The sequence below is a fragment of the Streptomyces sp. NPDC054863 genome (assembly GCF_053610825.1).
Window position 1 is genome coordinate 16,458 of the sequence record NZ_JBSGZD010000070.1, and the last position, 14,317, is coordinate 30,774.

Here is a 14,317-nt window from a genome sequence, read left to right on the forward strand (position 1 = left end):
GTCTTGGACGCGTTTCCTCTGAGCCCATAGCTTTTGTGGCAGAGAGGCCGAACCGGCCGAGATTCTTTTCAGGGAGAAAGCGTGATCACCACAAAGCTGACGGAACTGCTGGGAATCGAGCACCCCGTTGTGAGCGCGCCCATGGGGTCGGTTTCCGGCAGCCGGCTCGCCACCGCGGTCACCGCCGCAGGCGGCCTGGGACTTGTCGGAGTCAGCTACGGCGACGCCGGTTTCATCGAGGAGCACGTCGCCTCGACCGCCGAGGCCGGAGGCGTGTGGGGCGTGGGGTGCGTGATGTTCACCTTCGCCGAACGCCCCGGACTGTGGGACAAGGTGCTCGGATACGCGCCTCCGGTGGTCGCCCTCTCCTTCGGCAGCACGGAGCAGACCCGTCGGTACGTCACCGAGGCCCGGCAGAGCGGCGCCCTGGCCGTCGTGCAGATCCACGACCCCGAACAGGCCGCTGTCGCCGCCGAGGCCGGTGCCGACGTGCTGGTGGCCCAGGGCGCCGAGGCGGGCGGCCACCACAAGAAGCTTGCGACGTTTCCGCTGCTCCCCGCCGTGATCGACGCCGTTTCCGGTGCCGTCCCGGTGGTCGCTGCAGGGGGCGTGGCGGACGGCAGGGGCCTGGCAGCCGCACTCGCGCTCGGTGCGGACGGCGTCATGATGGGCACCCGCTTCGCCGCCACGCAGGAGTCCCTCGCCACCCCCGGGTTCAAGACCAACCTCGTGTCCAGGAACACCGCGGACACTGTCCGCACCCGTTCCTTCGACGTGGTCCGTGGCATCCCGTGGGACACCGCCTACCAGGCCCGCTCCGTGGCCAACGACTTCACCCGCACCTGGACGGGCCGGGACGAGGAACTCGCCGCGGCGCGCGCCGAGGTGGAGCCCGCGTGGGTGGCGGCCGTCGCGCAGGACGACACCACGCAGCGCGCCATGTTCGCGGGCGAGGTACTGGATCTCGTACGGGACATCCAGCCGGCCGGTGACGTGGTGCGCGGGGTGGTCACCGAGGCCGAAACGATCCTCGGCCGGCTCGGCGGGAATTTGCGCCGCTGAACACCCCGCGGAATCCAGAAGAATTCCCTTTCCTGGCAAATCGGCAATCCAGCAATCCAGCAATCCAGCAATCCAGCGATCCGGCCATTCGGCCATTCGGCAATCCGGAAATCCAGTAGTCCGGAAATTCACCATGAAGAGGCTTCGATGATTCACGTACTGACTCTGACCTATCTCCAGCCGCGTGACGTGGTAACGGCCCACATGGCCGAGCACAAGGAATGGCTGCGCGGCCACTCCAACCTCGGCCGCATCCTGCTCAGCGGCCCCAAGCCGGACGGCGGAGCGGTCATCGTCACCGCGGACCTCACCGACGACGAGGCCCGTCAGCTGATCGAGTCCGACCCGTGGCACCGCGACGGCATCGCCGCCTACGAAAGCGCCTCCTTCGAGGGCCGCAACGCCAGCCCCGGCATGGTCACTTCACCGGTCCCCGACGAGGCGGTGTTCCTCATCAACGTGGCCACCACCGAAGACGCCGAAGCGAGCGTCAACGCCCTCGCGACCGCCGTCGACCACGTCGCGGCCACCGCCGACGGGTTCCGCGGCTCCCGCCTCCTCACCAGCGTCGACGGCGACGCCGTGGTGAACCTCGCCGCCTGGACCGGGCAGAAGGAGTTCGACGCGATCTTCGACGACCCGGAGTTCATCCGCGGCTACCAGGCCTTCGCCGAGACCACGACCGGCGCGAAGTTCCGCCTCTACCGCACCAGCCGGGTGATCAGCCCGAACCTCTGACCCCGTCCATCAAATGCCCCAACGCACCCCGCACTCAGGAGAGTTGACGTGACACACCCCACTTCCCCGGCCGACTACGACCTCGTCGTCATCGGCTTCGGCGCCGCCGGCCTCGCCGCAGCGGTCAGCTACGCCGAAGCCACCGCAGACCGCGAGACTCCGTCCCGTATAGCCGTACTGGAACGCTCCACGAAGGAGGACCGCGGCGGCGCCACCCGCTGGACCGGCGCCTTCCTTCGGATCACCGAGGACCGCAAGCTGGACACCGACTGGGCCGACCACGTCAGCCGGGTCTCCGGCGGGCTCGCCGACATCGAGTACTGCCGCGTGGTCGAGCGCGAGACCCCGGGCACCATCGAGTTCATCGAGGGACACGGCGTCGAGGTCGCCTTCGACGACTTCCCGCTGCCCCACACCTTCGACGGCGGCACCCCGTCCATGGTCCCGCCCGCGGCTCCGCGCGGCGGCGGCGCCTCCATCGTCAGCAACCTCGCGGCCGTCCTGGAGAAGGACCCGCGCGTCGACATCCGCTACGAGACCGAGGCACTGCGCCTGAGCACGTCCGAGGACGGCACCGTCGACGGCGTCGTGGTCCGGGGCCGCGACGGACACACCCAGCGGCTGGCGGGGCAGTCCGTCGTCCTCGCCTGCGGCGGCTTCCAGGGCAACGTGGAGACCCTGACCCGCTACATCGGGGACCGGGCCTGCGAACTCCCGCTGCTCGCCCCGGGCATCGCCAACAACCGCGGTGACGCACTGCGCATGGCGCTCGACCTCGGCGCGGACACGGTCGGTCAGTTCGACATGATCCACGCCGAGCCCGTCGACCGCCGCAGCGAGTCCGCCGACGCGGTCCTCTACGGCTCCGCCACCGGCATCTTCCTCAACAAGAAGCTGAAGCGCTTCTTCGACGAGGGCCGGGACACCTGGGACAACACCTTCGAGCACGTCGGCCACGAGATCTGGAAGAACCAGGAGCAGGAGGCCTACTGGATCGCCGACGGCAAGACCCTGGCCATCCCCGGCATCGCCAACTCCTGGCTCAGCGACGTACCGCCGGAGCAGGCCGACACCCTAGAAGAGCTCGCCGAGAAGCTCGGCATCGACCCGGAAGGCCTGGAGAAGTCGGTCGCCGCATTCAACTCCGCCACCGGGCCGGGGGAGTTCGACCACACCCGGCTCGACGGCAAGGCCACCGTCGGCATCACGCCCCCCAAGTCCAACTGGGCCACCCCGCTCGACACCCCGCCGTTCATCGGCGTACCGCTCACCTCAGCCATCTGCTTCACCTACGGCGGCATCCGCACCGACCTCGACGGCCGGGTCGTCGCACCGTCCGGCACCGCGATCCCCGGCCTGTACGCGGCGGGCGAGGCCACCGGCCTCTACTACCACGCCTACCCGCCGGCCACCTCGGTGCTGCGTTCCCTGGTCTTCGGACGCCTCGCCGCACAGCACGCCGCCGCCACCGAGCACACCCCATAACCCCTCGCACCATCCAGCCGCTGGAGGAACCATGAGTATCGTCAACATCGATGTCACTCTTCGGGACGGGGGATACCGCAACAACTTCCACTTCCCCCTCTCCTACGCACTCAAGCACGCGAGACTGAGCGTCGACGCAGGCTTCGACTGGGTCGAAATCGCCTACCGCAAGGGCTCGTTCGCCCCCGTACCCCACCTCGGCCTGACCGGTCGCGGCGACGACGAGTACATCTCCGCGATGGCCCAGGAGATCGGCCCCGACAAGGTCGCCGTCATCCTCCACCCCAAGAACATCACCGAATCCGACCTGCCGGACATGTACGCGGCAGGCGCCCGCCTGGTCCGCATCATCCTGCCGCCCACCGACCCCGAACCCGGCCTCGACCACATCCGCCAGGCCAAGGAACTCGGGTTCACCGTAGGCGTCAACCTCGCCCGGGTGAGCCAGCTCTCCGCCCGTACGATCGCCCGGGTCTCGGCAGCAGCCTCGGACGCCGGATCCGAAGTGATGTACCTCGCCGACTCGAACGGCAGCCTCTCGCCCGCCGACACGGCCACCCTCACCACCCTCACCAAGTCGGTCGTCGACGGCGAGGTCGGCCTGCACGCACACAACAACCTCGGCCTCGCCCTCTCCAACGCCATCGCGGCCATGGAGAACGGCGCCACCTGGATGGACTCCTCGATCCAGGGCATGGGCAAGGGCCCCGGCAACCTCATCGCCGAGCAGTGGCTCGCCCACCTCGACCGGGCGGCCCCCGAGGAGAGCCGCCTCCAGCTCGCCCCCGCACTGGAACTCGCCGACCTGCTCCTCGCCAACATCCCGGAGGGCGCCCCGTCCCTGCCGCTCCCCGACCTGGTGCTCGGACAGTACGACCTCTCGGTCGAGCACCGGGCGAGCCTGCTCGGCTGCCACCACGAAAGCCTGTCCACCGCGCGCACGCTCGCAGTGGCCCGGTGACCAGCGCCGGACCGACCGTGCCGGTGGCGGACTTCACTCCGGCTGCCGGCCCGGAGTCCGCCGCCGGCGCGGCATGCGCCCTCGTCTTCGCCCCCGTCATCCCGCAGTGGGACGGCGGAGCCTTCTTCACCCCCGTCATCCACGCCCTCACCACCGCGGGACTGCGGGTACGAGTCGTCGACACGCTCGCCGCCTGGGACGAGTCGATCCCCTCCATGGAGGAGTTCGCCGACCGCTGGCACCGGATCCTCACCCAGTACGAGGACGGATTCGGGACACCACAGCTGATCTGCGGAAACGCCCTCGGCGGAGCACTCGCCCAGGCACTGCTCACCCGGCTCGCCCCGGAAACGGCCGCCCTGCTGGTGTCAGGACCCGCGGTCACCGACACCCTGCTCGACTCCCGCCTCACCGAGATCGCCGAGCTAGCCGAGGACGGCGCACTCGGCGCATCCCTCGCCCTGCTCGACCACTACGTGAAGTCCCACGGCACCGAGCCGGCCGGGACGGGGCGGCCTGGCCTCTCGGGCAGCCGTGCTGCGTCGGCCCCCTTGGCCGCCGGCGACCGGGCCGCCGCAGCACGGCGGATCGCGGGCGGGATGCGACTGCTCACCGGATCCGACGTATCGGCCGCCGTGGTACGACACCCCGGCCCGCTCCTGAGCATCGTCGGCGCCGACTCCCAACTCGTGGCCCGCAGACACACCGCAGCCGCACCCCACCACCGGATCGAGGCGCTCCCCGACACCGGCATGAGGCCGCACGCCGAGCACCCCGAGCAGGTGTCCTCCCTGATCACCACCTTCCTGGCAGAGAACGGACCGGCATGACCGACCGCAAGACCATCGCCGTACTCCCGGGCGACGGAATCGGACCCGAAGTGATGTCCGCCGCCCTCGAAGCAGTCGACCGGCTCGACCTCCCGCTGGACTTCCGCTTCGGCGAAATCGGCTGGGACTGCTGGCGCCGGGGCGGCGACCCCGTCCCGGAGCGCACCTGGAAACTCCTGGACGAGACCGACGCCGCCCTGCTCGGCGCGATCACCAGCAAGCCACTGCGCGAAGCGGAGGCCGAACTGGACGACAACCTGCGCGGCACCGGACTGCGCTTCGTCTCACCCGTCCTCCAACTGCGCCAGCGCCTCGGCCTGTACGCCAACGTCCGCCCCGTCACCGACCTGCAGCACGGCCGGTTCGACTTCGTGGTCGTCCGCGAGAACACCGAGGGCCTGTACGCGGGACTCGACTTCCACGGCCTGGACGAGCCGCTGTGGAACGCCGTACGCCACCACCCCAACGCCGCCGCCTCCGGACCCGAGGAAACCAGCGTCACCCTGCGCCTGCAGACCCGCTTCGGCATCGACCGGCTGCTGCGCTTCGGCTTCGAGCACGCCAGGTCGCACGGCTACCGGCTGCTCACCCTCGTCGACAAGCCCAACGTGCTGCGCAACAGCAGCAACCACCTGCGCGAGCGGCTCGAACTCATCGCCGCGGACTACCCCGAGATCGAAACCGAGATCCTCAACGTGGACGCGGTCGCGCTCTGGATGGTCCGCAGGCCCGAACGGTTCGGAGTCCTCGTCGCCGAGAACATGTTCGGCGACATCCTCTCCGACCTCGGCGCCGGCGTCATGGGCGGCCTCGGCCTGGCATCCAGCGGCAACATCGGCGACCTGGGCAGCTACTTCGAACCCGTCCACGGCAGCGCGCCCGGCATGGCCGGACAGGGCCGGGCCAACCCGACGGCAATGCTGCTCACCCTCGCCCAGTTGCTCACCCACCTGGACCTCCCCCTCCCCGCCCGCCAACTCACCGAAGCCGTAAGGACAGTGGTCCGGGCCCGCACCACCGTCACCTACGACCTGGGGGGAACCGCGAGCACCGGAGAGGCCGCCGCGGCAATCGCCGTGCAACTCCCCGCGACCGCCGTCCAACCCCCGCACCAGGAGCTCCCCGTATGACCTCCATGACCCCGATGACCAGTCTCGAACGCCTGTCGCACCTGGACACCGCCTCGATATCCGACGCCCTCGACAGCCTCGGCATCACCGGCGTACTGCCCGGCATCGCGGCACGCGTCCCCGGCGCCCGTACCACCGGACTCGCCTACACCGTCAGCTACGAGCCCATCGACACCACCGACAACACCTTCCACAACGCCGCCAACTACCTCGACGAGGTGCCCCCCGACTCGGTGGTCGTGGTCGACAACGCAGGCAGCACCCAATGCACCAACTGGGGCTCCCTGCTGACCACCCTCGCCCAGCGCCGCGGCGTCCGCGGCACCGTACTGCACGGCTCGGCCCGCGACCTCACCGAAATCCAGGCAGCCGCATACCCCCTCTACAGCACCGGCGTGACCATGGTCAGCGGCAAGAACCGGGTCCAACTCGCCGCAACAGGAAGGGACATCACCATCCACGGCACCACGGTGCGCCCTGGAGACATCGTCGTCGCCGACGACAACGGCGCGCTCGTGGTACCCGCCGAACACGCCGAAGAGACCGCCACCCGGGCGGAACGCGTGGAGCAGACCGAGCAGGCCATCGCCGCAGCGGTCACCGACGGAATGCGCCTCGACGAGGCCCGCCGACGCCACGGCTACGCCACGCCCTGGGCCCAGCCGGCCGGCAACACGCCCGGGAGCAGCCGTGGTTGACGTCGGCGACGGCGTCGTGGACGTCCACTACCACGCAGGCCCCGACCTCTACCGACGCCGCCTGACCTCGTGCCGGGCCGCCCGCGCCTACGCCGAGATAGGCGGCTGGGTCGTGGTCAAGAGCCACCTGGGATCCACCGCCGCGCAGGCGTGGGAAGCCCGCGAGGCGGGCCTGCCGGTGTCCGGCGCGGTGGTCCTCAACGACCTGGTCGGGGGCGTACGGACACAAGTCGTCCAGCAGGCCGTGTACGAACACGGCCCCGACAGCCCCGCCAGGCTGGTCGTCCACCTCCCCACCCTCACCGGACCCGCACACCCGACCGCACTGCACCGCACCCCCTTCCACCCACTGCTGGACGCGGACAGCTGGCGAGGAGCAGGAGTACTGGACTCCGACGGCCAACTGCGCCCGGAAGTACGGGAAGTGCTGCGAGCCGCCCGCGACCTGCCCGTCGTACTAGCCACCGGACACTGCAACAGGGAAGAGATCCTCAAGGTCATCGCCGAAGCAGTCCGCCTCGAAGTACCGCGCCTGCTCCTCACCCATGCCACCCACCCGATGTCGGGACTCACCGAGTCCGACCTCGCAGACCTGTCCCAACTGGACTCCGTATACGTCGAGTTGACCTCGCTCACCCGCCTGCTCGGCCACCACGACGCGGCCCGCTTCCGGACCGTGCTCGACGCCCACCCCCGAGTGGTCTACAGCTCGGACCTCGGCCAGCCGGACCAGCCGACCGTACGCGAATGGCTGGAACTCAGCAGCACCTGGTTCACCGAAGCGGGCCTGGACGAGAAGAGAATCCGCGAGGTGACATCCACGAACCCGGCACGCCTCCTGGCCCCGTGACAGCTTGCCGCGCCGACCGGGGTTCCTTGTGACAGCCTGCCCGTAACCACCAGGACTCCCACGACAGCCTGCCGTGTCCACCGGGATTCCTCGCGACAGCCTGCCCGTAACCACCGGGGTTCCCAGCCCGACCACCAGGGCTCTGCGTGACAAGCCCGCCGCGCCCTTACGGTTCCGCCCCGTCCCCCCCCCGTGGCCCTTATGGTTCCGCCCCGCCGCCCCGGTGGCCGGGGCGGAACCGCCGGGCATCCCCGGCCGGCGAGCGCCGCCCACCCACGGCACGCCACCCACACCCTCGTACCCCACCGTTGGAGGCCCCGCCGTGACACCGACCGACCACCACACGCCCCACCACACGCCCCACCACACGCCCCACCTCCCGCGCCGCCGCCTGCTCCGTACCGCTCTCGCCACCACGGCCGCAGCACTCTCCCCGCTCTCGGGCCACATGCCAGGCACCGCACAGGCCGCAACACCACCCGGACAACGGGAGGAGCCGAAACACCACTACTCCGCCTACATCGGCGCACTCAACGACCAGTCAGCCGTACGCACCCTCACCCTCGGCGACACCCGCCTGACGTACATCGTCGACGGCGCCATGGAACTGGACACCACCGGATTCCTCCCCGCAATCCCCGCCTCCTACTGGGCGCGCCACCCCGAAGCGCTGACGCCCTCCGGCCGCGTGGCCGCCTCAGCAGGAGGCGTCCTCGTCGAGCGGGGCCGACGAAAACTGCTGATCGACGCAGGACTCGGCAGCAACGTCCTCGACGGCTCGCTCGGCACCTCCCGCGGCGGCGCCCTGCTGCACACTCTGCGAAAACTGCGGGTGCCGCCGGAATCCATCGACACCGTCGCGTTCACCCACCTCCACACCGACCACACCGGCCTCGGCTTCCGCAAGGACCGCACCCAAGCGCTCAGCAAAACCTTCCCCCGCGCCGACTACCTGGTGGCCGGCACGGAATGGGACCCCTTCTGGCGGGGCGAGGTGGAGACGGGCGCACCGTCCTGGGACGGGTTCATGGTGCCGATGTCCCATGTGCTGCGGAGGTTCGACGACGGCGACGAAGTATGGCCCGGAGTCACCGCACTGATCACCCCCGGCCACAGCCCCGGCCACACCACCTACGTCGTCTCGGCGTCCGGCAACAGGCAGATCCTGATATTCGGCGACGCCTTCCACACTCCCGCCCAACTGACCCACCCCGAATGGCCCTCCGGCCCCGATACGGACGTCGACGGCGTACTCGAAGCCCGCACCACCCTCCTCGCACAACTCCGCAACCCCCGCACCTACGGGTTCGCCTTCCACTTCGGCGACCAGGCCTTCGGACACGTCCCACCCCACCGCACCGGCAACGCCCACTGGCAACCCCTTCCCGCCCGCGAACTACTCCCCACCCCTGTCCGTCTGTCCTGACAGTTGTGGGGCCTTCGGCGCTGTGTTGTCGCGGTCAGGCGAACATCTCGGCGAGCGGTGGGTGGGTGGCTGCGTGTCCATCAGCTCGCGTACCAGGTAGTCCCAGCAGCGGGTGCGTACGTAGGCCATGCGATCGATGTGTGTGCTCGGCTCCGGGTAGGACGAGGAGCTCGAAGTCTGTGTGGGCGGCGGTGAGCTGGAGGCGCGGGCCCAGGCTTCGGGTTGGCCGGGCCGCCGCAGGATTCCCCTCTCCGTAGACGTCTGTTTCCCTGTCGCCCGCTTCACGCAGAACCGTTCCGGTGCCGCCCAGCCGGTCACGGCGACACCGCGCAGTAAGCGGCGCTCGCCGAGGGCATCGGTGGAGGCGGAAGCCGGGCGGCGGGCTTCGCCGACGGGCTGGACCTGCATCAGCTCCTGGACGCGCTGCGGCTCTCCGCCCGCACGGGACACCGGATCGACCGGCTCACGAAACCGTCGGCCCCGCTCAGTTCTCCGTGGCCGACGACGCACTGACGACGGCTGTGAGCAGCCCGGGGAAGAGCCGCCCCAGGTCGCCGTCGCGCAGCTCGTTCATGCGTGAGGTGCCGACGTAGTACTGGCGGATCACTCCGGCCTGCCGCAGGACCTTGAAGTGGTGGGTTCCCGTGGAGCGTGACACCGAGATGTCGAAGGTTCCGCATGCCATGTCGTCCGGTGCCTGGGCGAGCTGACGCACGATGCTCCGGCGTACCGGGTCCACGAGCGCGTCCAGCACCCCCTGAAGGGTGATCGCCTTCGTCTCGGGATGGTCCGTGATGCGTTCCGTGGTGGTCCGTGCTGCCACAGCTGCTCACCTCCCCTTTCGGTCTCCCAGAATACTACGGTCGGCATCATAGGTTGATGCTCATCAAAGTTTGACAGTCATCAACCTATGGCGTTCAGTGGAACACGACGCACGGGCCCCAAGCGCGCCCGAGGGAAATGCAGTTGGGCGGTTTCACCCCTCACGTGAGCACCCTCCCGCACCGATCCCCGCAGGAGAAGAAAGATGGCTTCAGTCCACACCGGAGTGACACCCACACCTGTGCCGGAGAAACGCGAAGTGCCCAGTGGCCTGAAGATCACGGCTCTGGCGACCGGATTCGTCATGGCGACCCTGGACGTCACCGTGGTCAACGTCGCCGGCGCCACCATCCAGGAGGAGTTGCGGACCAGCCTCACGCAGCTGACCTGGATCGTCGACGGCTACGTGCTGACCTTCGCCTCGCTCCTGATGCTCGCCGGCGGACTCGCCAACCGCATCGGCGCGAAGAAGATCTACCTGTGGGGAATGGGCGTCTTCTTCCTCGCGTCACTGGCCTGCGCACTGGCGCCCAACCCCGAAGCACTCATCGCGGCACGCTTCGTCCAAGGCGCGGGCGCAGCACTCTTCATGCCCAGCTCCCTGTCACTGCTCGTCTTCTCCTTCCCCGAGAAGCGCCGGCGCACGAAGATGCTGGGCCTGTGGTCAGCGATCGTCGCCACCTCGTCCGGCCTTGGCCCCACCGTCGGCGGCCTGATGGTGAGCGCGTTCGGCTGGGAGTCGATCTTCCTGCTGAACCTGCCCATCGGCGTGATCGGGATGTACATGACCTATCGCTACATCGCGCCGGTCGATACCCGGGCCACGCGATTGGCCGTCCCCGGCCACGTGACCTGGATCCTGCTCCTCGCCGCCATCAGCTTCGCCCTGATCGAAGGACCCCAACTCGGCTGGACAGCAGGACCGGTCGCCGTCGCCTACGTGATCACCGCCGTGGCAGCGCTCACCCTGGTGATCCGCGAGCGGCGCGCGACCAACCTCGTGATGCCCTGGCTCCTCTTCCGTCACTCCGGCTTCGCCGGCGCCAACATCGTCGGATTCCTCTTCAACTTCGCCCTGTTCGGATCGACGTTCATGCTCGGGTACTACCTCCAGCACGCCCGCGGCGCCTCCCCCTTCGAGGCCGGACTGCAGCTGCTCCCGATGACGATCTTCTTCCCGGTGGCGAACATCGTCTACTCCCGCATCTCCGCCCGCTTCTCCAACGGCGCTCTCCTGACCGTGTTCCTGCTGCTCGCCGGAGTCGCCTCACTGACGATGGTCACCATTTCCCAGAGCACCCCCTACTGGGTGGTCGCCGTGGCCGTCGGTGCGGCGAACATCGGCGCCGGCATCATCTCGCCCGGCATGACCGCGGCCCTCGTCGACGCTGCCGGACCGGCACACGCCAACGTGGCAGGTTCTGTACTCAACGCCAACCGCCAGATCGGCTCCCTGGTCGGCATCGCCGTCGTGGGCGTCATCCTGAACTCCCTCACCGACTGGAACCACGGAGCAGCGCTCTCCTTCCTCGCGGTCGGCGTCGCCTACCTGCTGGGTGGCCTCGGCGCCTGGCGCCTCATTGCCCGCCCCGAGCGGCGGTCCGCCGCGGCAGCAGCGGCCTGACCAGCTTCAGACAGGGGCTCGACGCCCGGACCGCGCATGCTGGGACATCAAGCGCCTGCATTCCTGCAGGCGCTCTTCCACGTCACCCGCCACGACACGGACGGAACGTCCACTTGACCCAGGGCTTCCAGCAGCAGCTCATCCGAGATCGCGTGAAAGGCTTCACCGACGGGAGAGTCGGCCAGCGGTCCGTGCGCAGGGAGATGCACCACCAGGTCGCAACCGTCCTCGACGGGTGCCAGAGCCAACTGACCGATCTGGTCGACGGCTTCTTCGAAAACAGCAGTCGGCCCGGTCCTGCGGGCCGTTGCCGGACGGGCATGCTCGTCAGGAGAACGCCCGAGCGCCAGACGCGTCTTCGCATAGATCCATTCGTGAAGAACGGAACCGTCCGAGAGAAAGCCGTCGGAAAGAAGAGCCTCGCCCACACGCCGTTCGGTGAACCGGCGGATCGTCAGCTGCAGCAGCTCGGCTTCGCCGCAGTCCTCCAGGCTCTTCGCGGTGCCACCCCGCGGATCGCACACAGCCACGGGGTGTGTAACCGAGCCGGGTGGGCCACCAGCGGTCGCCGGTGCGCCCTGTGCCTGTTACGTGAGCGACTGTAGGTTGTTAGTGGCTCACGGGGGCTGCCCCCCTTACCGGGAAGGGGAAACCGTGCGACGCAGGCGTTCGAAGACCGTAACGGCCTTAATGTCAGCGGCACTTGTAGGCGCAGTGATGGCGCCCGCGGCGGCAGCGCCGCAGCCTACGACTGCCGACGGGATCTGGCGCATGGACGGCTATGACACCGTCCTGTCGATCGCGGACGGACACCTGCAGGAGTACCAGACGACAGCGGTGAGCTGCGTGAAGGGCGCCGTCGCGAACCGGACGGCCCCGGGCACGTACAGCACCACGGGCGGAACAGTCTTCACCGTCCGGCCGCCGGGGACGCTGCGGGTGGCCGGTTCGTCGGGGGACAGGACGCTGCACCGGCTGACGGAGCTCCCGCAGGCGTGCCGGCAGCCCATGGCCAAGGACCCCCTCACAGCGTTCGACACCTTCTGGCAGACCTTCGAGGAGAACTACCCCTTCTTCGCGGCCAAAGGCATCGACTGGCACGCCGTACGGGACACCTTCCGCCCCAAGGTGCACGCGGGAACGACCAGGACCGAGCTGCTCTCCCTCTTCGGCGACATGGTGAAGCCGCTGTACGACGCGCATGTCGTCGTCTACGACGGCGACCGCTTCTTCGTCCAGATACGCCCCGGCACGACCCTGCTCACCCCGGAGCTGGACACCAAGGTCAAGAACCACATCGTGCGGCGCGACCTCCACGGCAAGAAGCCGCAGGAATTCGCGAACGACCGGATCAGCTATGCGGACCTGCCCGGCGGACAGGGCTATCTGCGCATCTCGGCGTTCGGCGGATTCCACCCCAAGGACCCGTCGTACGCCGCCCAGTTGACCGAGCTCGACAAGGCGCTGGACACCGTCCTCACCGCCGAGCGCACTGCCTCGCTCAAAGGGCTGATCATCGACGTACGGGCCAACGGCGGCGGCTACGAGGCCCTCGGAGTAGACATCGCGAAACGCCTCACCGACACCCCGTACCTCGCCTACAGCAGGCGCACCCAGTACACCCCTCCCCAGCCCGTCCGTGTGACACCCGAACAGGGAGCCCCCCGCTACACCGGCCCGGTCGCCGTACTGACCGCGGGGACGACGATCAGCGCGGCCGAGACCTTCACCCAGGCCCTCATCAACCGGCCCGGCAGGACCGTGCGCGTCGGAGAGCCCACCCAGGGCGTCTTCTCCGACGTCCTGGAACGCAAGCTCCCCAACGACATGGCGTTCTGGCTCCCGAACGAACAGCTCCTGACCCGCTCGGGCCACACCTTCGACGGCACCGGCATCCCACCGCACCTGCGCACACCGGTCTTCACCCAGGAAGAATTCGACAAGAACCGAGACTCGGCCTTCGACACCGCGGTCGCGGCCCTCCGGCGCTGAAGCACGCAGGAGAGGGCCGCGCCAGGCGATTGCCCGGCACCTTGGCTAGGTCTCTCGGGGACCTGTTCGACACCTTCGAGCACGAAGCGTTCCGGCTGATGTGCGTTGTGTGTCTTGCACTGTGTGAGTGTCACCTGCCTGCACTGATACGGCGCCGGTGCAAGGCGGGTGCCGACGGTATGGGTGTCGCCGGGCTGGTGAAGAGTGCTGTCGTTTCCCGAGTAAAGCCGATGACGCGTGTGTAGGCAGGGTCCAGGTCGGGCGGCACGGCAGAAGCCCGCTCGGGGGCCTAGGGCGGGATTGTGTCTGGCTCGCCGCTGGCGCGCCCGAGCAGCCTCGTGAGCCGCTGTACGTCCCTCAAGGGGTAAGCCTGCGGGCCACGTCGGAATTCGGGTTGGCGAATAGAACGACTTGGTGCGCCATTCAGGAACGCTCGGGGTAGTGGTGCGCGGAGAGCGGATAAAGGAGCGGATTGGCGAAATGACGCACGCCCGACGGGGCGTCACGCCCGCCTTCCCGAGGGTGGGTTGGGCGTCGCCGGGGGTGGGTTCCGATTCCATAGGCAACCCGGAGTCTAACTTTGACGCACACTCAGACCTTCGGCCATGTTCGCGGCGACCCTTCACTGTAGCCAGCAGCCCGCGAAGCGGGCTCAACTCGACTACGGAGTAGGCGAGTTGCCAGCGCGGAGTGCTGGAC

13 protein-coding genes are annotated in these 14,317 nt (G+C 68.8%); 11 read left to right on the forward strand and 2 right to left on the reverse strand.

Translation table 11 applies throughout. The annotated features are described in order from the left end of the window. Positions 1–81 precede the first annotated feature (81 nt). From ACWGIG_RS15730 to ACWGIG_RS15770, 9 genes are all read left to right on the forward strand, one after another. Complete coding sequence (locus ACWGIG_RS15730) at positions 82–1,062, forward strand: NAD(P)H-dependent flavin oxidoreductase (RefSeq protein WP_453322146.1); 981 nt, start codon at positions 82–84, stop codon at positions 1,060–1,062. Positions 1,063–1,209: 147 nt separating this feature from the next. Further along, the gene (locus ACWGIG_RS15735; protein WP_453322147.1) at positions 1,210–1,800 is read left to right on the forward strand and encodes a YciI family protein; all 591 of its coding nucleotides are present in this window, start codon (positions 1,210–1,212) and stop codon (positions 1,798–1,800) included. A 48-nt stretch (positions 1,801–1,848) separates the two neighbouring features. Further along, complete coding sequence (locus tag ACWGIG_RS15740; RefSeq protein ID WP_453322148.1) at positions 1,849–3,285, forward strand: FAD-binding protein; 1,437 nt, start codon at positions 1,849–1,851, stop codon at positions 3,283–3,285. 31 nt (positions 3,286–3,316) lie between these two features. After that, a complete protein-coding gene (locus tag ACWGIG_RS15745) occupies positions 3,317–4,246 on the forward strand; it encodes a hypothetical protein (RefSeq protein WP_453322149.1) in 930 nt (309 codons plus the stop codon). Further along, entirely contained in the window at positions 4,243–5,076 is an 834-nt protein-coding gene (locus tag ACWGIG_RS15750) for an alpha/beta fold hydrolase (protein WP_453322150.1), read from the forward strand. Before ACWGIG_RS15745 ends, ACWGIG_RS15750 begins: the two co-directional genes overlap by 4 nt. Next, positions 5,073–6,206 (forward strand): isocitrate/isopropylmalate dehydrogenase family protein, encoded by a 1,134-nt coding sequence (locus tag ACWGIG_RS15755; protein ID WP_453322151.1) that lies wholly within the window; start codon positions 5,073–5,075, stop codon positions 6,204–6,206. Before ACWGIG_RS15750 ends, ACWGIG_RS15755 begins: the two co-directional genes overlap by 4 nt. Next, entirely contained in the window at positions 6,203–6,904 is a 702-nt protein-coding gene (locus ACWGIG_RS15760) for an RraA family protein (RefSeq protein ID WP_453322152.1), read from the forward strand. Before ACWGIG_RS15755 ends, ACWGIG_RS15760 begins: the two co-directional genes overlap by 4 nt. Further along, positions 6,897–7,754 carry a DUF6282 family protein gene (locus ACWGIG_RS15765; RefSeq protein WP_453322153.1) on the forward strand — a complete coding sequence of 286 codons (858 nt, stop codon included), beginning with the start codon at positions 6,897–6,899 and terminating at the stop codon, positions 7,752–7,754. Before ACWGIG_RS15760 ends, ACWGIG_RS15765 begins: the two co-directional genes overlap by 8 nt. Positions 7,755–8,076: 322 nt before the next feature. Then, complete coding sequence (locus ACWGIG_RS15770; protein WP_453322154.1) at positions 8,077–9,180, forward strand: MBL fold metallo-hydrolase; 1,104 nt, start codon at positions 8,077–8,079, stop codon at positions 9,178–9,180. 484 nt (positions 9,181–9,664) lie between these two features. On the opposite strand, the gene ACWGIG_RS15775 is transcribed toward ACWGIG_RS15770, so the two are convergent. Further along, on the reverse strand, positions 9,665–10,003 hold the full coding sequence (locus ACWGIG_RS15775; RefSeq protein ID WP_453322155.1) for an ArsR/SmtB family transcription factor: 339 nt from the start codon (positions 10,001–10,003) through the stop codon (positions 9,665–9,667). A gap of 204 nt (positions 10,004–10,207) precedes the next feature. Between ACWGIG_RS15775 and ACWGIG_RS15780 the strand changes: the two genes are divergently transcribed. Further along, positions 10,208–11,626 (forward strand): MFS transporter, encoded by a 1,419-nt coding sequence (locus ACWGIG_RS15780; protein WP_453322156.1) that lies wholly within the window; start codon positions 10,208–10,210, stop codon positions 11,624–11,626. 47 nt (positions 11,627–11,673) lie between these two features. On the opposite strand, the gene ACWGIG_RS15785 is transcribed toward ACWGIG_RS15780, so the two are convergent. Further along, complete coding sequence (locus ACWGIG_RS15785; protein WP_453322157.1) at positions 11,674–12,156, reverse strand: ATP-binding protein; 483 nt, start codon at positions 12,154–12,156, stop codon at positions 11,674–11,676. A gap of 160 nt (positions 12,157–12,316) precedes the next feature. On the opposite strand from ACWGIG_RS15785, the gene ACWGIG_RS15790 reads away from it, so the two are divergent. Then, positions 12,317–13,618 (forward strand): S41 family peptidase, encoded by a 1,302-nt coding sequence (locus ACWGIG_RS15790; RefSeq protein ID WP_453322158.1) that lies wholly within the window; start codon positions 12,317–12,319, stop codon positions 13,616–13,618. Positions 13,619–14,317 lie beyond the last annotated feature (699 nt).

Bases quoted from the DNA above. Each gene is read 5' to 3' on its own strand.
- ACWGIG_RS15735 (WP_453322147.1), top strand. From the start codon at position 1,210: ATGATTCACGTACTGACTCTGACCTATCTCCAGCCGCGTGACGTGGTA.
- ACWGIG_RS15745 (WP_453322149.1), top strand. From the start codon at position 3,317: ATGAGTATCGTCAACATCGATGTCACTCTTCGGGACGGGGGATACCGC.
- ACWGIG_RS15755 (WP_453322151.1), top strand. From the start codon at position 5,073: ATGACCGACCGCAAGACCATCGCCGTACTCCCGGGCGACGGAATCGGA.
- ACWGIG_RS15760 (WP_453322152.1), top strand. From the start codon at position 6,203: ATGACCTCCATGACCCCGATGACCAGTCTCGAACGCCTGTCGCACCTG.
- ACWGIG_RS15780 (WP_453322156.1), top strand. From the start codon at position 10,208: ATGGCTTCAGTCCACACCGGAGTGACACCCACACCTGTGCCGGAGAAA.
- ACWGIG_RS15790 (WP_453322158.1), top strand. From the start codon at position 12,317: ATGTCAGCGGCACTTGTAGGCGCAGTGATGGCGCCCGCGGCGGCAGCG.